The sequence below is a fragment of the Streptomyces sp. RP5T genome (assembly GCF_003933965.1).
Taxonomy (GTDB): Bacteria; Actinomycetota; Actinomycetes; order Streptomycetales; family Streptomycetaceae; genus Streptomyces.
Genome location: NZ_RSAJ01000146.1, coordinates 1 through 17,134 on the forward strand (window position 1 = coordinate 1; position 17,134 = coordinate 17,134).

Here is a 17,134-nt window from a genome sequence, read left to right on the forward strand (position 1 = left end):
GCCCTCCCCGTCTCACCCCGCGTCCCCGGTTTCTGCGGGCTCCCTACGAGAAGCCGCCCCGGCCCCACTACGATCAGCGGACCGATCGTCACCATACGTCCCGCCCCTTTCCCCCAGAAGGACACACCTCATGGGTTCCGCCAAGAAGAGCACCGCAGCGGCACGCAAGGCGCGCATAGAGGAGATGCGGCGCGCCGAGCAGTCCCGGGAGCGCCGCAACCGGATCCTCACCATCGGCGCCGCCGTGGTCGTCGTCGCCGGTCTGGTCGTCGGTTCCATCGTGCTGGTGCAGTCGCAGTCCGACGACACCGCGGCCGACGGCAAGAGCAAGGGGCACTTCGTCACGGGCTCGGACGGCGTGAAGACCTGGAAGGGCACGCTGGGCCGCAACCACGTGGCCAAGACCGTGAGCTACCCGATGGAGCCCCCGGTCGGCGGCGACCACAACCAGGTCTGGATGAACTGCAACGGCGACGTCTACACCAAGGCGATCGGCACCATGCACGCCGTGCACTCGCTGGAGCACGGCGCGGTCTGGGTGACGTACACCAGCGCGGCCAAGAAGGCCGACGTGGACGCGCTCGCGGCGAAGGTGAAGAAGACGCCGTACACGCTGATGAGCCCGGACGACAAGCAAAAGGACCCGATCATGCTGTCGGCGTGGGGCCACCAGCGGACCGTGACGGGGGCGAAGGACCCGAACGTCGACAAGTTCTTCGAGAAGTTCGTGCAGGGCGACCAGACGCCCGAGCCGGGCGCGGCGTGCACGGGTGGTCTGGGCCAGTGAGGTACGCGGGAGTGGCCGTGGCCGTGGCGGGCGTGCTCGTCGCGGCGGGCGCGATCACCTACGCCGTGGCCGAGGGCGACGGATCGGACGGGGCCCCAACCGCCGCGTCCGCGGACGCGGGTTTCGCGCGTGACATGGCCGTGCACCACCAGCAGGCCGTCGAGATGTCGTACATCGTGCGCGACCGCACCAAGGACGCCGAAGTCCGGCGCCTCGCCTACGACATCGCGCAGACGCAGGCCAACCAGCGCGGCATGCTGCTGGGCTGGCTGGATCTGTGGCGGCTGCCGAAGGTGTCGGCGGATCCGCCGATGACGTGGATGGACATGGGTGACATGCCGTCGGCCGGCGAGGGTTCGCTGATGCCGGGCATGGCGACCACCGGCGAGATGAAGAAGCTGGGCACGCTCAACGGCAAGCAGGCCGAGATCTTCTACCTCCAGCTGATGACGGACCATCACCAGGGCGGCATCCACATGGCGAAGGGCTGTGCGCAGAAGTGCACGGTCGGTGTGGAGAAGCGGCTCGCGCAGGGGATGGTCGACGCGCAGCAGTCGGAGATCGATCTGATGGCGGGAATGCTGAAGGAACGGGGCGCAAAGCCGCGATCATAGAGGGTTAACCCTCGAACCAGCCTTTCTCATTAGGTTAATTGGGCTCCTCTTGGCATGCCCATTCCCCTTGCATGAAGGGTTCGTCGCAAGAGTGGCCACCGTCGAGTGATCACTCGCGACGAACCGCATCCAGGGGGTTCCATGAGATCCAACCGCGCCACATTCCGCGCCGGTGTGAGCATGGCGGCGACACTGCCGATGCTCGCGGGCGCACTGGCGCTCGGTATACCCGCGGCCCACGCCGCGGACAGCCCGAACCGTGACACGCTGGCCGGGACCAAGCCCGCGTGGGCCACCGCCAAGGCCGACAAGGGCGCCGCCTCGGACAGCGCCCAGGTCTCCGCCCGGGTCTACCTCGCCGGCAAGAACGCCGCCGGTCTCGCCGCCTACGCGAAGTCGGTGTCCGACCCCGCCTCCGCGTCGTACGGCAGGTTCCTGAGCGCCAAGCAGGCGCAGGCCCGCTTCGGTGCCACCAAGGCGCAGGTCGCCGCGGTGAAGTCCTGGCTGGAGTCGGCGGGTCTGAAGGTCACGGGCGTCTCGCAGCACTACGTCTCCGTCACCGGTGACGTGGCCGCCGCCGAGAAGGCCTTCGGAACCCAGCTGCACAACTACACCAAGGGCTCGAAGACCTACCGCGCCCCGGCCAGGTCGGCCTCCGCGCCGGCCGCTCTGGACGGTGCCGTCCTGACCGTCACCGGCCTGGACAACGCACCGCACAAGGCGAGCAGCAAGGACCAACTGCCGCCGCCGGACGCCGTGTTCAAGAACGCCGGACCGTTCTCCTCGTACTACGGCTCGAAGATCGCGAGCACGCTGCCCGAGGCCTACGGCTCGAAGATCCCGTACGCGATCAAGGGCTACACGGGCAAGCAGCTGCGCGCCGCCTACGGGGCGGGCACGTACACCGGCAAGGGGGTGCGTGTCGCCATCACCGACGCCTACGCCTCCCCGACCATCGCCTTCGACGCGGCCACCTACGCGAAGAAGAACGGCGATGCGGCCTACAGCAGCAGCCAGCTCAAGCAGGTCCTGCCGAAGAACTACACGAAGACCGAGGAGTGCGGGGCGGCCGGCTGGTACGGCGAGGAGACCCTCGACGTCGAGGCCGTGCACGCGGTCGCGCCGGCCGCGAACATCACGTACGTGGGTGCCGCGTCCTGCTACGACGACGATCTGCTCGACTCGCTCAGCAAGGTCGTCGACAACCACCTGGCCGACATCGTCTCCAACTCCTGGGGCGACATCGAGGCCAACCAGACGCCCGACCTCGCGGCCGCCTACGACCAGGTCTTCCAGTTCGGCGCGGTCGAGGGCATCGGCTTCTACTTCTCCTCCGGCGACAACGGCGACGAGGTCGCCAACACCGGTGTGAAGCAGGTCGACACCCCGGCCAACTCGGCGTGGGTGACGGCGGTCGGCGGTACCTCGCTGGCGGTCGGCAAGGGCGACAAGTACCTGTGGGAGACCGGCTGGGGCACCGAGAAGGCCACGCTGTCCGCGGACGGCAAGAGCTGGACGGGCTTCCCCGGGGCGTTCACCTCGGGCGCGGGCGGCGGCACGAGCAAGACGGTCGCCGAGCCCTACTACCAGAAGGGTGTCGTCCCGAACGCGCTCGCCACGGCCAACAACGCCGCCGGCAACCGCGTGGTCCCGGACATCTCCGCGATCGCCGACCCGAACACCGGTTTCCTGGTGGGGCAGACGCAGACCTTCCCCGACGGCTCGCAGCAGTACAGCGAGTACCGCATCGGCGGCACCTCTCTGGCCTCGCCGGTGATCGCGGCCGTGCAGGCGCTGGCGCAGCAGGCGGCCGGCGGCAAGGCGCTCGGCTTCGCCAACCCGTCGATCTACTCGAAGTTCGGGTCCCGGGTGTACCACGACGTCACGGACAACCCGACCGGCTCCGGCCTCGCGGTGGCCCGCGTCGACTTCATCAACGGCTATGACGCCACCGGTGGGTTGAGCACCTCGGTCCGCAGCCTCGGCAAGGACAGCTCGCTGTCCGCGGTCAAGGGCTACGACGACGTGACGGGCGTGGGTACGCCCGCGAACGGTTACGTGCAGTCGTTCGGCCGGCACTGACCGGACGTACGCCCGCAGGGGCCCGGTCCCGGAGGTTCGCACCTTCGGGGCCGGGCCCCTCGTCCGTCCCGTCCACCGTCCCCACACCGGGTCGCGGTGGCGGCCGGTCCCCCGCCCTCTATAGCGTCGCTCTGACGATTACACTGATCCCGTGACTGCCTCGACCTTCTGGTCCATCTATCAGCACGGGTTCGCACGCGTCGCGGCGTGTACGGGTCACACCGTCATCGCGGACCCGCCCGCCAACGCCGAAGCGGTACTGCGGCACGCGCGCCGGTGCTCCGAGGAGGGGGTCGCCGTCGCGGTCTTCCCGGAGCTGGGGCTGTGCGGCTACTCCATCGAGGACCTGCTGCTCCAGGACGCGCTGCTCGACGAGGTCGAGAGGGCGCTCGCGCAGGTGGTCGCCGGGTCGGCCGGACTGCTCCCGGTGCTGGTCGTCGGCGCCCCGCTGCGCCACCGCAACCGGGTCTACAACTGCGCGGTGATCGTGCACCGCGGCCGGGTCCTCGGTGTCGTACCGAAGTCGTATCCGCCCAACTACCGCGAGTTCTACGAGCGTCGGCAGATCGGTGACGGCGCCGACGAGCGCGGCGGCTCGATCCGCGTGGGCGGCACGGCCGTGCCGTTCGGCGTGGACCTGCTGTTCGAGGCGGCCGACGTCCCGGGGCTCGTGCTGCACGCGGAGATCTGCGAGGACATGTGGGTGCCGGTGCCGCCCAGCGCCGAGGCCGCGCTCGCCGGCGCGACCGTCCTGGTCAACCTCTCCGGCAGCCCGATCACGGTCGGGCGGGCCGAGGACCGCAAGCTGCTGTGCCGTTCGGCGTCCTCGCGCTGCCTCTCGGCGTACGTCTACGCGGCGGCCGGACTCGGCGAGTCGACCACCGACCTGTCCTGGGACGGCCAGGCCATGGTCTACGAGAACGGCGTGCTGCTGGCCGAGACGGACCGCTTCCCGCAGGGCGACGAGTACGCGGTGGCCGACGTGGACCTGGACCTGCTGCGGCAGGAGCGGATGCGGATGGGCACGTTCGACGAGAACCGGCGCACCCACCAGGTGCGGACCAACGACTTCCGGACGGTCTCCTTCGAGCTCGACCCGCCGGCCGGCGACCTGGGCCTCAGGCGCCGTCTGGAGCGCTTCCCGTTCGTGCCGGCCGACGCGAACCGGCTCGCCCAGGACTGCTACGAGGCCTACAACATCCAGGTCGCCGGGCTCCAGCAGCGGCTCGCGGCGATCGGCGGCCCGAAGGTGGTCATCGGGGTCTCCGGGGGCCTGGACTCCACGCACGCGCTGATCGTGGCCGCCCGCGCGATGGACCGCGCCGGCCGCCCGCGCAGCGACATCCTGGCCTGGACGCTGCCCGGTTTCGCCACCAGCGACCACACCAAGGGCAACGCCCACCGGCTGATGCGGGCCCTCGGCGTCACCGCGGCCGAACTGGACATCACGCCGACCGCGCGGCTCATGCTGAAGGAGATGGACCATCCCTTCGCCTCCGGCGAGCCGGTGTACGACGTCACCTTCGAGAACGTCCAGGCGGGACTGCGCACCGACTACCTGTTCCGGCTGGCCAACCAGCGCGGCGGCATCGTGCTCGGCACCGGCGACCTCTCCGAGCTGGCGCTCGGCTGGTCCACGTACGGCGTGGGCGACCAGATGAGCCACTACAACGTCAACTCGGGCGTGCCGAAGACGCTGATGCAGCATCTGATCCGCTGGGTCATCAGCAGCGAGCAGTTCGACGCGGAGACCGGGGCCGTCCTCGCCGCGATCCTCGACACCGAGATCAGTCCGGAGCTCGTGCCGGGCGAGGAGATGCAGTCCACCGAGTCGAAGATCGGCCCGTACGCGCTGCACGACTTCACGCTCTTCCACGTCCTGCGCTACGGCTTCCGGCCCTCGAAGATCGCCTTCCTGGCCTGGCACGCCTGGCACGACGAGAAGACCGGTGACTGGCCGCCGAACTTCCCCGAGGCCAAGCGCGTGACGTACGACCTGCCGGAGATCCGGCGCTGGCTGGAGGTCTTCTGCCGGCGCTTCTTCGCCTTCGCCCAGTTCAAGCGCTCGGCCATGCCGAACGGGCCGAAGGTGTCGGCGGGCGGTTCGCTGTCGCCCCGCGGTGACTGGCGGGCGCCGTCGGACAGTTCGGCGGAGGCGTGGCTGCGGGACCTGAAGAGGTTCGACTAGGGCGTGTTGCGAAAGTCCCGTCGTTCGCCCGAAGGGCGGGCCTCGCGGCGTCAGGTGCGTGCTCTCGGCGTGCCGGGCGGAAGCCCTCGTACTGGATGCACTTGGGCTTTCGCCCGGTGCGGCGAAGGGGGTCCCCCCGTCCGAGCCCTGCGCAGCAGGTTCGAGGATGGGGGCGCGTGCATGGCGTCGCGAGGCAGGCGGGACTTTCGCAACACGCCCTAGCCGAGGCGCGGCAGCGGGTCACTCCGCAGGTGAGACAGAGGGCGCCCCGCCGACGGGGGAAGATCGGCGGGGCGCTTGGTGCCACTGTGGTTCTGGGGGCCCGTGGGCCTTAGTGGACGGAGTGCTCCTCCAGCGGGAAGGTCCCGCCGACGACGTCCTCCGCGAAGGCCTTGACCGCGCCGGTCATCACCTCGCGCAGGTCGGCGTACTGCTTGACGAACTTCGGGACCCGCCCGCCGGTCAGGCCGAGCATGTCGGTCCAGACGAGGACCTGCGCGTCGGTCTCGGGACCCGCGCCGATCCCGACCGTCGGGATGTGCAGCACCCGGGTGACCTCGGCCGCGAGCTCCGCCGGGACCAGCTCCAGGACGACCGCGAACGCGCCCGCGTCCTGCACGGCCTTGGCGTCCCGCAGCAGCTGCTGGGCCGCCTCCTCGCCACGGCCCTGGACGCGGTAGCCCATGGCATTGACGGACTGGGGGGTCAGGCCGATGTGGGCCATGACCGGGATGCCGGACTCGACGAGGAGCCTGATCTGCTCGTGGGAGCGCTCGCCGCCCTCCAGCTTGACCGCGCCGACGCCCGCCTCCTTGACCAGCCGGGTCGCCGAGCGCAGCGCCTGCACCGGACCCTCCTGGTAGGAACCGAAGGGCAGGTCGCCGACGATCAGGGCGCGCGAGGTGCCCCGTACGACAGCCGCCGACAGCATGGTCATCTCGTCCATGGTGACGGGCACGGTGGTCTCGTACCCGAGATGGCAGTTGCCCGCCGAGTCGCCGACGAGCATCACGGGGATGCCGGCCTCGTCGAAGACGGAGGCGGTGGTGGCGTCGTAGGCGGTGAGCATGGGCCACTTCTCGCCGCGTTCCTTGGCGAGGGCGATGTCCCGGACAGTGATGCGGCGCGTGCCCTTCCCCCCGTACAGCGTCTTGCTGCCGTCGGAAGGCTTGCTGGGGGCAGCCGAAAGCTGCGTCATGGCAACGGCTCCTTATGTCATCTCGAGGCGCCCTCACGGCGTCCCCGGATCACCTCCATGGTGGCACCTCGTGCCGGTCGGGGCCAGGGGTGGGCGGTGTGACCGTTCCGGCACGTAAGGTCTCGGCAAAGACTTACGATACGAGACGGTGCCGTATCGTAATGGGGCTACGCTCGGACCCATGACTACCGCAGTCCCTGACTCCCGGGTACCGGAAGCGGTGCACCGGCGCCGCTGGGCGATCCTCGGCGTACTGATGCTGAGCCTGCTGATCGTGGTGCTCGACAACTCGATCCTCAACGTCGCGATCAAGACGATCTCGACCCCCGCGCCGACCGGCCTGGGCGCCACCCAGAGCGAGCTGGAGTGGGCGATCAACGCCTACACCCTTGTCTTCGCCGGCCTGCTGTTCACCGCGGGTCTGCTCGGCGACCGGCTCGGCCGCAAGAAGGTGCTGCTGGGCGGCCTGTTCGTGTTCGGCGCCGGTTCCGCCCTCGCCGCGTTCTCCGGCTCGCCGGACCAGCTCATCGCCTTCCGCGCGCTGATGGGCCTCGGCGCGGCCTTCGTCATGCCGGCCACGCTCGCCGTCCTGATGAACGTCTTCGAGCGCGACGAGCAGCCCAAGGCCATCGGCATCTGGGCCGGCGGCGTCGGCCTCGCCATCGCCATCGGGCCGATCACCGGCGGGGTGCTCCTCGACCACTTCTGGTGGGGCTCGGTCTTCCTCATCAACGTGCCGATCGTCGTGCTCGCGCTCGCGCTGATGCTGTGGCTGGTGCCCGACTCCCGTGACCCGAACCCGGGCAGGATCGACCCGGTCGGCGTCGTGCTGTCGGTCATCGGACTGGTCCTGCTCGTCTACGGCATCATCAAGGGCGGCCAGCTCGCCGACTTCACGGACGCGACCGTGCTCGCCACCATCGGTGCCGGACTCGCCGTGCTCGTGGCGTTCGTGGTGTTCGAGAAGCGCAGCGACCACCCGTCGATCGATGTCACCTACTTCAAGAACAAGGTGTTCTCGGCCGCGATCGGCGCCATAGGGCTGGTGTTCTTCGCGCTGATGGGCGTGACCTTCTTCTCGGTCTTCTACACCCAGAGCGTGCGCGGCTACTCGCCGCTGCAGACCGGTCTGCTGATGCTTCCGCTGGCCGCCGCGCAGCTGATCTTCGCGCCGCGCGCCCGGCTGGTCGTGGACCGCTTCGGCAACCGGGCGACCACGACCGGGGGCATGCTGCTGATCGCCGCGATGCTGTGCGCGTTCGCCGTGCTGGACGCGGACACCCCGATCTGGCTCCTCGAGGTGATCTTCTTCCTGATGGGCACCGGCATGGCACACATCATGACGCCGACCAGCGTGGTCATCATGCAGGCCCTGCCGCGCGAGAAGGCCGGTTCCGCGTCCGCCCTGAGCAACACCTTCCGTCAGGTCGGCGGCGCGCTCGGCATCGCCGTGCTCGGCTCGGTCCTGTCCACCGCCTACCGCAACGGCATCGAGTCCCACCTCGGACTGCTTCCGGCGGGCGTACGGCACACCGCGGGCGAGTCCATCGAGGCCACCCTCGGCGTCGCCGCGAAGCTCGGCCCCCGCGGTGACGCCCTGGTCGGCCCGGCCAACGACGCCTTCCTGCACGCGATGCACGTGACCGCGCTGTGCGGGGCCGGTGTGGCGCTGGTCGGCGCCGTGGTGGTGGCCGTGTTCCTGCCGGGCCGCCCGGCGGAACGTCAGCCGGGCCAGGAGGAGCAGGAGTTGGTTCGCGCGGGCGAGTGACCGGAGGCGGTGGCCGGCCGGTGACGGCCGGACACCGTCCTGTGGCCCGGCCGTGGAGCAGGGATAATCACTTCATCGGACAGGGAGGACCAAGCGACGTGAGCGGCCTCGTGGAAAGTCGGTCCAGGCAGCCGGGGGCCGTGCGCGGGCGGCCCCGCAGCGAGGCCGTGGAGCGGTCCATCATCGAGGCCGTCATCAAGCTGGTGGAGGACGGCGTACCGCTCGCGGAGCTGTCCATCGAGCGCATCGCCCGGACCGCGGGCGTCGGCAAGGCCACCATCTACCGCCGCTGGAACGGCAAGGAGGAGCTCTTCGTCGACGTCGTGCGCACCACCGAGCCCCCGGACCCCGAACTGCCCGGCACCACCATGCGCGACGATCTCGTTGCGTTGCTGGAGCAGTTGAGGCAGCGCGGGCTGATGACCCGGTCCTCGGCGCTGCTGCACAGCGTGTTCGCCCAGATGAAGAGCAGTCCGCGGGTCTGGGACGCCTACCACGCGATCGTCGTCGCGCCCCGGCGCCGCAAGCAGATCGCCATCCTGCGCCGGGGACAGGCCAACGGCGAGCTGCGCACCGACATCGACATCGAGTTGCTCAACGACCTGTTGGTCGGCCCCATGTTGTTCCGCACCGTCATGCAGCCCGACGCCGCCCTGCCGGAGGGCCTGTCCGAACAGATCGTCGACTCCGTTCTCGAAGGTCTACGCCCCGTCAGTTCCTAGTGTGCGCGTTTCGTCACAGAGGGCGCTTTCCCCGGCGTGCGCGGGAACTCGCCGAGGCGACTTGTACGTCATCGCCCCCGTACGGTCGTCATGGGACGACGAGACGGAAGCCGATCATCCCCTAGGGTCGTACGGGGCGTTCGACGCCCCACGAGTGGGGCGAACGGTGTGCACGGCAGGTAGTGAGGCGACGGTATGGCGCAGCAGGCATACGTGACGGAGACGGCGGACGGCGGCTCGGGACCCGAGCGGCGCAGAGACCGGCTCCGGCGTCTGCTCGGGCGGCAGCTCGACGGCTGGCGCGGTGACCGCCGGATCTGGCGCCGCGGTCTCGTGCTGGCCGCCCTGGCGGTGCTCGTCGCCCTGGTGATGCTGCTGCACGCGCAGATCCCCAACGCCGTCGGCAACCTCGGCAGTCTCACCGAGACCTTCCTGCCGTGGCTCGGCGTGTTCGTTCCGGTGCTGCTCGTGCTCGGCCTCCTGCGCAGGTCCGCGACCGCGCTGATCGCGGTGGTGCTCCCGGCGGCCGTGTGGCTGAACCTCTTCGGCGGGCTGCTCTCCGACAAGTCCGGCACCGGCGGCGACCTCACGGTGGCCACCCACAACGTCAACGCCGACAACGCCGACCCGTCCGGCACCGCCCGGGAGGTGGCCGCCTCCGGCGCGGACGTGGTGGCCCTGGAGGAGCTGACCGCCTCGGCGGTGCCGGTGTACGAGAAGGCGCTGGCGTCGACGTACCGGTACCACGCGGTCGAGGGCACCGTCGGGCTGTGGAGCAAGTACCCGCTGACCGGCGTGAAGTCCGTCGACATCAAGCTGGGCTGGACCCGGGCCATGCGGGCCGCGGTGGCCGCCCCGGACGGCCGGGTGGCGTTCTACGTCGCCCACCTGCCGTCCGTACGGGTGAAGATGGAGGCCGGGTTCACCGCCCGGCAGCGCGACAAGAGCGCCGACGCGCTGGGCGAGGCCATCGCCGACGAGAAGCTCCCGCGCAAGATCCTGCTCGGCGACCTCAACGGCACGATGAACGACCGCGCGCTCAACGCCGTCACCTCCCAGATGCGCTCGACCCAGGGCGCGGCGGGCAGTGGTTTCGGGTTCAGCTGGCCGGCGTCGTTCCCGATGGCGCGGATCGACCAGATCATGGTGCAGGGCGTGGAGCCGGTGAGTTCGTGGACGCTGCCCGAGACCGGCAGCGACCATCTGCCGGTGGCGGCCCGAGTGAGCCTCGCCACCTCTTCGTAGCCCGCGGGGGCCTTTGGAATAGCGGGCCCGGGCGTGTTTGTTCCGTACTTGAACATACACTCGTACGGAACTCCGCTCTCCCCTGAAAGGCTCGGCTCTTCATGCCCTTGGCCCTGCTCGCACTGGCCGTCGGCGCTTTTGGTCTCGGCACCACCGAATTCGTGATGATGGGGCTGCTGCCCGATGTCGCGGACGACCTGGGCATCTCCATCCCCACCGCCGGTCACCTGGTCTCGGCGTACGCGCTGGGCGTGGTGATCGGCGCCCCGCTGCTCGCCGCGGTCACCGCCCGGATGTCCCGCCGCAAGGTCCTCATCGGCCTGATGGGACTGTTCGTGGCCGGCAACGCGCTCTCCGCCCTCGCTCCCGACGAGCACCTGCTGCTCGCGGCCCGCTTTCTGAGCGGTCTGCCGCACGGTGCCTTCTTCGGGGTGGGCGCGGTCGTCGCCACGGGCATGGTGGCCCCGGAGCGCAAGGCCCGCTCGGTGTCGCTGATGTTCCTCGGCCTGACCCTCGCCAACATCGCGGGCGTGCCCGTCGCCACCCTCATGGGCCAGCACCTGGGCTGGCGGGCGACCTTCCTCGGGGTCAGCGCGATCGGCCTGGCGGCGATAGCCTCCCTGGCCCTGCTCATCCCGCACGACCACGCCCACGCCCCGGCGGTGGGCCTGCGCCGCGAACTGGGCGCGCTGAAGTCCCTGCCCGTGTGGCTGGCGCTCGGCACGACGGTGGCCGGCTTCGGCGCACTGTTCGCGGCCTACAGCTACATCACGCCGATGCTCACGGACGCGGCCGGCTACGCCGACTCCAGCGTGACGCTGCTGCTCGCCCTGTTCGGTGTGGGCGCGACGGCCGGCAACCTGCTCGGCGGACGGCTCGCCGACCACTCGCTGCGCGGCACCCTGTTCGGCGGCCTGACCTCGCTGGTCGTGGTCCTGGCGCTGTTCCCGGCGCTGATGTCCACGCAGTGGAGCGCGGCGGTCGCGGTGGTCCTCCTCGGCACGGCGGCCTTCGTCACCGGTTCCCCGCTGCAGCTGATGGTCATGGAGAAGGCGCAGGCCGCTCCCTCCCTGGCCTCCTCCGCCAACCAGGCCGCCTTCAACCTGGCCAACGCCGGCGGCGCGTGGATCGGCGGCCTCGCCCTGGCCGCGGGCCTCGGCGCGACGTCTCCGGCACTGACGGGCGCGGCCCTGGCCGTCCTCGGCCTCGGCGTCGCGGCGGTGGCGGCGGTCGTGGACCGGCGGCGCGTGGACGCCCCGGCCGGCCGCGAACGCCTGGTCGCCGCACACGTGCCGCGGCACGCGGAGGCAGTGCGCCACTGAGCGGTCGTACGACGAGGGGGGCGCCCGGAGATCTCCGGGCGCCCCCCTTCGCTCACTCCAGCGTCTCCCGCGCCGCGTCCAGGAACGCCGGCCGGTTGGCCTCCAGGTGGTCCCGGACGCTCTCGCCCTCCGGCAGGCCTTCCCGCACCGTCCGGTTGAGGTCGAGGAAGTGCGCGCGGGCCGCCTGGTGGACCGGGAGGGGGAACTGGACGCGGACGAGGCGCTCGGCCACCCACAGGCGGTTCATCGCCTCGCTGGTCGTGAGGAACCAGGGGTCGGTGTGCTCGTGGTCTGCGGGGCGGGAGTAGGCGGCGCGTTCCGCCTCCGCGCTGACCTCGATGAAGCGTTCCAGCAGGGCCAGGCGCTCCGCGCGCCGGGCCTGCGACACCGCGATCTGCTGCCGCCGCTCCTCGGCACGCTCCGCCCGGCGGGTCTGTCGGTGACCTGTGGAGCCCTGTCGGCGACCTGTCGGTGGTTTGTCGGTGGGGGCTGGCACTGTCCTCGGTATGACGCGAATCGACAAGAACCCCGAGAGCGGGGGCTCCGCCGTTTCCGTGCGGGGGCTGGTCAAGCACTACGGCGAGACCAAGGCGCTGGACGGCGTCGACCTGGACGTGCGCGAGGGCACGGTGATGGGTGTGCTCGGACCGAACGGCGCCGGCAAGACCACCCTCGTACGCATTCTCTCCACCCTTCTCTCCCCCGACGCGGGGGCGGCGACCGTCGCCGGCTACGACGTCCTACGGCAGCCCCGGCAGCTGCGGCGGGTCATCGGCCTCACCGGGCAGTACGCCTCGGTGGACGAGAAGCTGCCCGGCTGGGAGAACCTGTACATGATCGGGCGGCTGCTCGACCTGCCCCGCAAGGAGGCCCGCGGCCGTGCCGACGAGCTGCTGGAGCGCTTCTCGCTGACGGACGCCGCGAAGCGGCCCGCGAGCACCTACTCCGGCGGCATGCGGCGCCGCCTCGACCTCGCCGCCTCCATGATCGGGCGCCCCCAGGTGCTGTTCCTGGACGAGCCCACCACCGGTCTCGACCCGCGCACCCGCAACGAGGTGTGGGACGAGGTCAAGCGGATGGTCGGGGACGGCGTCACGGTCCTGCTGACCACCCAGTACATGGAGGAGGCCGAGCAGCTCGCCTCCGAGCTGACCGTCGTGGACCACGGCAAGGTCATCGCGTCCGGCGCCATCGAGGAGCTGAAGGCGAAGGTCGGCGGACGCTCGCTGCGGGTACGGCCCGTGGATCCGCTGCAGCTCCAGCCGCTCGCCGGATGGATCGACGAGCTCGGCATCACCGGGCTCGCCACCTCCACCGTGGACGTCGAGGGCGGCACCGTGATCGTCCCGATCCTCAGCGACGAGCAGCTGACCGCCGTGGTCGGCGCGGTCACCGCGCGCGGGGTCACCCTCTCCTCCATCAGCACCGAACTGCCCAGCCTGGACGAGGTGTTCCTGTCCCTCACCGGCCACCGTGCCAGTGCCCCGCAGGACGCCGTCCCCACCGACACCCGCGAGGAGGTCGCCGTATGAGCGCCGCAACCGCCACGATCGCCGACGCCGACGCCCGGATCCCGCTGCGCGGGCACCTGCGGCACACCGGCGCCCTCGTCCGCCGCAACCTGCTGTGGATCAAGCAGGACCCGGAGTCGATGTTCGACGCCCTGCTGATGCCGGTCGTCTTCACCCTGCTGTTCGTGTACGTCTTCGGCGGCTCGATCGGACAGGCCCTGGGCGGCGGACAGGACGGATACGTCCAGTACGTCATCCCGGGCATGATCGCGATGATGAGCATGACCCTGTCCCAGGGCGTCGGCACCGGCTTCAGCCAGGACTTCAACTCCGGTGTCATGGACCGGTTCCGGTCCCTGCCCATCGGGCGCGGCTCGGTGCTGTTCGCGAAGATCTCGGTGGAACTGCTGCGGATGTTGTTCGCGACCACCGTGCTGATGATCGTCGCCGTCCTGGTCGGCTTCGACATCAACCACTGGGCGGGGCTGTTCGCGGCGGTCGGCCTGTCCGCCGTGTTCGCCTCCTCGATCATGTGGGTGTTCCTCACCCTGGGCGTGGTCCTGAAGAACGCGCAGTCCGTGCAGGCGATGGGCTTCCTGGTGCTGTTCCCGCTCCAGTTCGGCTCGTCGATCTTCGCGCCGACCGCCTCGATGCCGGGCTGGCTCCAGCACTTCACCGACTACAACCCGCTGTCCACGCTCGCCGACGCGGCCCGTGGCCTGATGGTGGGCGGCCCGGTCGCGCACGACCTGTGGGTGACGCTCGGCTGGTCGGCGGCGATCACGGCGGTGGCGGCGCCGTACGCCATCCACAAGTTCCGCACGAAGAGCTGACCGGCCCGGACCACCAGGCGTCGGTGCGCGTCACACCAGGGCGGCGGCCTCCTTCGGGGAGAGGCCGCCGCCCTCCGCGTACGCCGACGCGTAGGCCGCGTCGCCGAGGACCGCGCGCAGGTCCCGCTCGGCCTTGCCGCGCAGGGTGCGCTCGATGGTCGTCGGGGCGTGGCCGGACGGCAGCAGCGCGTCCCCGGCCCACAGACAGCGGGCGCCGTCCCGGGCGCGGGCGCCGCCGTCGGCCCCGGCGAGGGCGAGCGCGGCGATGTGCAGGTACATGGTGCGCATATGGGGGGCGATGGTCAGGGCCAGGGGGTCCTCGGACTTGTCCAGCGCCCGGCGGACCAGCCGCAGACACTCGTCGTGGCGCCCGTCCATCGCCTCCAGCCAGGCCTCCGAGCCGAGGATGAAGGCGTCGAAGATGACGAAGTGGGCGATGCCGAACTGCTGCCGCAGCAGCCGGAGTTGTTCCCGCGCCTCGGGGATGCGGCCGGTCAGGCCGAGCAGGCCGGCGAGGAACAGCCGGGAGGCGGGCATGGCCTCGTTGCGGACGCCGTCCTGGTCGGCGATCACCTCGCGCAGCAGCGCCTCGCTGCGCTCGGCGTCACCGTTCTCCAGCAGCACGCTGCCCAGCCGGGCGTTGAGCACCAACTTCTGGGCGCGGGCACCGAGTTCCTCGGCCCGCGCGATCGCCCGCTCGTAGTCGTCGGCGGCCGCGCGCCACTTCCCCTTGCGCTCATGGGCCTCGGCGCGTGCGGAGAGCGCCTCGGCGGTCCCCCACACATCGCCCAGCCGCTCGTAGATCGCCAGCGCCTCCTCGGCGTCCTGGATGGCGTCGCCGGCCCAGTCGGAGCGGTTGGCGAGCAGGTTGGCCCGCCACTGGAGGGCCGCCGCGAGCTCCCACTCGTAGCCCGGAGTGGTCCGGCAGGTGTCGACGGTCGCCGCGATGACGTCCCGCAGCCGGTCCATGTCCCCGGTGAGCATGATGGCGAAGAACCAGAGCGATCCCGGCATCCGGCAGGTCTGTGCCATGCCGGGCTCGTAGGTGGCGGCGATGGAGCGCAGCTTGGCCTGCGCGTGCTGGTTCTGCCAGGCGTCCAACTCGGTGTCCATGCAGGCGAGATGGACGAGGTGGGCGCCTCGCCTGGCCTCCTCCAGCACCTCGCCGGCCCACGGCGGCGGGGTGTCGGTGCAGCGCTCCCACACCGGCGCGGCCGGGCGGACCGGCTCGGTGAAGGGGTCGGGGCCCAGGGCCTGGACCTCGCGGGACCAGTTGCGGGCCTCGATGCGCAGGTCGCGCATCTGCCAGTACCAGGCGAGCGACAGGACCAGGCACAGCCCTTCCTGCTCGTCGCGGTCGGCCACGGCCCGGCGCAGGGCGGTGCGCAGGTTCTCGTACTCGCGCTCCAGGCGCTCGATGGCGGCCAGTTGGCCCCGGCCGCGCAGCAACGGGTCGGTGGTGCGGGCGAGTTCGCGGTAGTACGTCAGATGCGCGCGCTCGGCGTCGGCACGGGCGCCGTCCGTCTCGTCGAGGCGCTCGCCGGCGTACTCGCCGACGGTCTCCAGGAGCCGGTAGCGCATCTCGCCGTCTCCCGAAGGGGCCGCCACCACGAGGGACTTGTCGACGAGGGAGCCGAGGGCGTCCAGCGCGGCGGGGCCGCACACGGCCTCGGCGGCGGCCAGGTCGCAGCCGCCGGCGAAGACCGACAGCCGCCGCAGGACGTCCCGTTCCTCCTCGTCCAGCAGGTCCCAGGACCAGTCGACGACGGCCCTGAGGGTCTGCTGGCGGGGCAGCACGGTACGGCTGCCGGAGGTGAGCAGCCGAAAGCGGTCGTCGAGCCGGTCGGCGATCTGACGGGGCGTCAGCATCCGCAGCCGGGCGGCGGCGAGCTCGATGCCGAGGGGCAGTCCGTCCAGGCGCCGGCAGATCTCGGCACAGGCCTCCGCGGTCTCCTCGTCGGCGTCGACCCGGAATCCGGGCCGGGCGGCGGCGCCCCGGTCGGCGAGCAGCCGCAGCGCGACCGGCTCGGGCAGCGGCTCCACCGGGCGCAGCAACTCCCCGGGTACGCCCAGGGGTTCACGGCTGGTGGCCAGGACGGTCAGCCCCGGACAGCGCTCCAGAAGCATCTCCGCCAGCCGGGCGGCCGCCTCGACCACGTGCTCGCAGTTGTCGAGGATCAGCAGCATGCTGCGCCGGCCGCAGTGCTCGGCGAGCCGCTCGACGGGGTCGTCGAGCCGCTCGCTCCCGGCGGCGCGCATCGCCTCGGCACCGGCGCCGTACAGCACGGTCTCGCGGGCGCCGACGGCGGTGAGCACGGCCTCGGCCACGGCGTCCGGGTCGTCGACCGGCGCGAGTTCGGCCAGCCACACGCCGTCGCGCACCACGTCCCCCACGGCCTCGGCGGCCTCCTGCGAGAGCCGGGTCTTGCCGGCCCCGCCGGGCCCGAGCAGCGTGACCAGCCGCGCGGTCACGAGGTCGCCCCGGATGGCATCGATGTCGGCCTCCCGGCCGACGAAGGAGGTGAGCCGGGCGCGGAGGTTGCCGGAGGAGGCGGGCGCGGTCGGGTGCGGGGCGGCCGGGGCGCGGCCGTGAGAACGGGCCTCGGCGTCGGCGTCACGTACCCCCCGGTCCGCACGGGAGGGCTCCGGTCGCAGCAACTCCTGGTGCAGCGAACGCAGTTCGGCCCCGGGATCCACCCCCAGCCGGTCCGCGAGCAGGTGCCGTACGGACTCGTAGGCGGCCAGCGCCTCCGCCGTGCGGCCGGTGTCCCGCAGGGCGCGCAGGCGCAGGGCCTGGAGGGGCTCGTCGAGGGGGTGGGCGTCGCACAGGGGGGTCAGTTCGGGCAGGCACTGGTCGGCCTGGC

The 17,134-nt window shown here is 71.2% G+C and carries 13 protein-coding genes; 10 read left to right on the top strand and 3 right to left on the bottom strand.

What is annotated here, in order from left to right; all coding sequences use genetic code 11:
- Positions 1–130 precede the first annotated feature (130 nt).
- From EHS43_RS17555 to EHS43_RS17570, 4 genes are all read left to right on the top strand, one after another.
- Entirely contained in the window at positions 131–787 is a 657-nt protein-coding gene (locus EHS43_RS17555; protein ID WP_125191712.1) for a DUF3105 domain-containing protein, read from the top strand.
- An 11-nt stretch (positions 788–798) separates the two neighbouring features.
- On the top strand, positions 799–1,401 hold the full coding sequence (locus EHS43_RS17560) for a DUF305 domain-containing protein (RefSeq protein WP_260470578.1): 603 nt from the start codon (positions 799–801) through the stop codon (positions 1,399–1,401).
- Positions 1,402–1,542: 141 nt separating this feature from the next.
- The gene (locus tag EHS43_RS17565; protein ID WP_125191714.1) at positions 1,543–3,483 is read left to right on the top strand and encodes a protease pro-enzyme activation domain-containing protein; all 1,941 of its coding nucleotides are present in this window, start codon (positions 1,543–1,545) and stop codon (positions 3,481–3,483) included.
- 151 nt (positions 3,484–3,634) lie between these two features.
- Positions 3,635–5,671, top strand: coding sequence for an NAD(+) synthase (locus EHS43_RS17570; RefSeq protein ID WP_125191715.1), 2,037 nt, complete (start codon positions 3,635–3,637; stop codon positions 5,669–5,671).
- A gap of 331 nt (positions 5,672–6,002) precedes the next feature.
- Here the strand turns inward: EHS43_RS17570 and panB are convergent, their stop codons facing one another.
- Positions 6,003–6,869 carry a 3-methyl-2-oxobutanoate hydroxymethyltransferase gene (gene panB, locus EHS43_RS17575; protein ID WP_125191716.1) on the bottom strand — a complete coding sequence of 289 codons (867 nt, stop codon included), beginning with the start codon at positions 6,867–6,869 and terminating at the stop codon, positions 6,003–6,005.
- Between the two features lie 181 nt (positions 6,870–7,050).
- Between panB and EHS43_RS17580 the strand changes: the two genes are divergently transcribed.
- The 4 genes from EHS43_RS17580 to EHS43_RS17595 all read left to right on the top strand — a co-directional run bounded on the left by EHS43_RS17580 (position 7,051) and on the right by EHS43_RS17595 (position 11,926).
- Positions 7,051–8,637: an MFS transporter gene (locus EHS43_RS17580; protein WP_125191717.1), complete on the top strand. Its 1,587-nt coding sequence runs from the start codon at positions 7,051–7,053 to the stop codon at positions 8,635–8,637.
- A 98-nt stretch (positions 8,638–8,735) separates the two neighbouring features.
- Positions 8,736–9,359 (top strand): TetR/AcrR family transcriptional regulator, encoded by a 624-nt coding sequence (locus EHS43_RS17585; RefSeq protein WP_125191718.1) that lies wholly within the window; start codon positions 8,736–8,738, stop codon positions 9,357–9,359.
- A 195-nt stretch (positions 9,360–9,554) separates the two neighbouring features.
- Positions 9,555–10,604 (top strand): endonuclease/exonuclease/phosphatase family protein, encoded by a 1,050-nt coding sequence (locus EHS43_RS17590; RefSeq protein WP_125191719.1) that lies wholly within the window; start codon positions 9,555–9,557, stop codon positions 10,602–10,604.
- Between the two features lie 101 nt (positions 10,605–10,705).
- Positions 10,706–11,926 carry an MFS transporter gene (locus EHS43_RS17595; RefSeq protein ID WP_125191720.1) on the top strand — a complete coding sequence of 407 codons (1,221 nt, stop codon included), beginning with the start codon at positions 10,706–10,708 and terminating at the stop codon, positions 11,924–11,926.
- A 52-nt stretch (positions 11,927–11,978) separates the two neighbouring features.
- Here EHS43_RS17595 and EHS43_RS17600 read toward each other — a convergent pair whose 3' ends face one another.
- A complete protein-coding gene (locus EHS43_RS17600) occupies positions 11,979–12,422 on the bottom strand; it encodes a hypothetical protein (RefSeq protein ID WP_260470579.1) in 444 nt (147 codons plus the stop codon).
- A gap of 10 nt (positions 12,423–12,432) precedes the next feature.
- On the opposite strand from EHS43_RS17600, the gene EHS43_RS17605 reads away from it, so the two are divergent.
- Complete coding sequence (locus EHS43_RS17605) at positions 12,433–13,458, top strand: ATP-binding cassette domain-containing protein (RefSeq protein ID WP_125191721.1); 1,026 nt, start codon at positions 12,433–12,435, stop codon at positions 13,456–13,458.
- Positions 13,455–14,270 carry an ABC transporter permease gene (locus tag EHS43_RS17610; protein WP_125191722.1) on the top strand — a complete coding sequence of 272 codons (816 nt, stop codon included), beginning with the start codon at positions 13,455–13,457 and terminating at the stop codon, positions 14,268–14,270. The genes EHS43_RS17605 and EHS43_RS17610 overlap by 4 nt, the downstream gene beginning before the upstream one ends.
- A 30-nt stretch (positions 14,271–14,300) precedes the next feature.
- Here the strand turns inward: EHS43_RS17610 and EHS43_RS17615 are convergent.
- Positions 14,301–17,134 (bottom strand): BTAD domain-containing putative transcriptional regulator (locus tag EHS43_RS17615; RefSeq protein WP_125191723.1); only part of this gene is annotated, 2,834 nt, incomplete at its 5' end.

Coding starts and splice junctions, on each gene's coding strand:
- EHS43_RS17590 (WP_125191719.1), top strand. CDS start 9,555: ATGGCGCAGCAGGCATACGTGACGGAGACGGCGGACGGCGGCTCGGGA.
- EHS43_RS17605 (WP_125191721.1), top strand. CDS start 12,433: ATGACGCGAATCGACAAGAACCCCGAGAGCGGGGGCTCCGCCGTTTCC.
- EHS43_RS17610 (WP_125191722.1), top strand. CDS start 13,455: ATGAGCGCCGCAACCGCCACGATCGCCGACGCCGACGCCCGGATCCCG.
- EHS43_RS17580 (WP_125191717.1), top strand. CDS start 7,051: ATGACTACCGCAGTCCCTGACTCCCGGGTACCGGAAGCGGTGCACCGG.
- panB (WP_125191716.1), bottom strand. CDS start 6,869: ATGACGCAGCTTTCGGCTGCCCCCAGCAAGCCTTCCGACGGCAGCAAG.
- EHS43_RS17565 (WP_125191714.1), top strand. CDS start 1,543: ATGAGATCCAACCGCGCCACATTCCGCGCCGGTGTGAGCATGGCGGCG.
- EHS43_RS17555 (WP_125191712.1), top strand. CDS start 131: ATGGGTTCCGCCAAGAAGAGCACCGCAGCGGCACGCAAGGCGCGCATA.
- EHS43_RS17595 (WP_125191720.1), top strand. CDS start 10,706: ATGCCCTTGGCCCTGCTCGCACTGGCCGTCGGCGCTTTTGGTCTCGGC.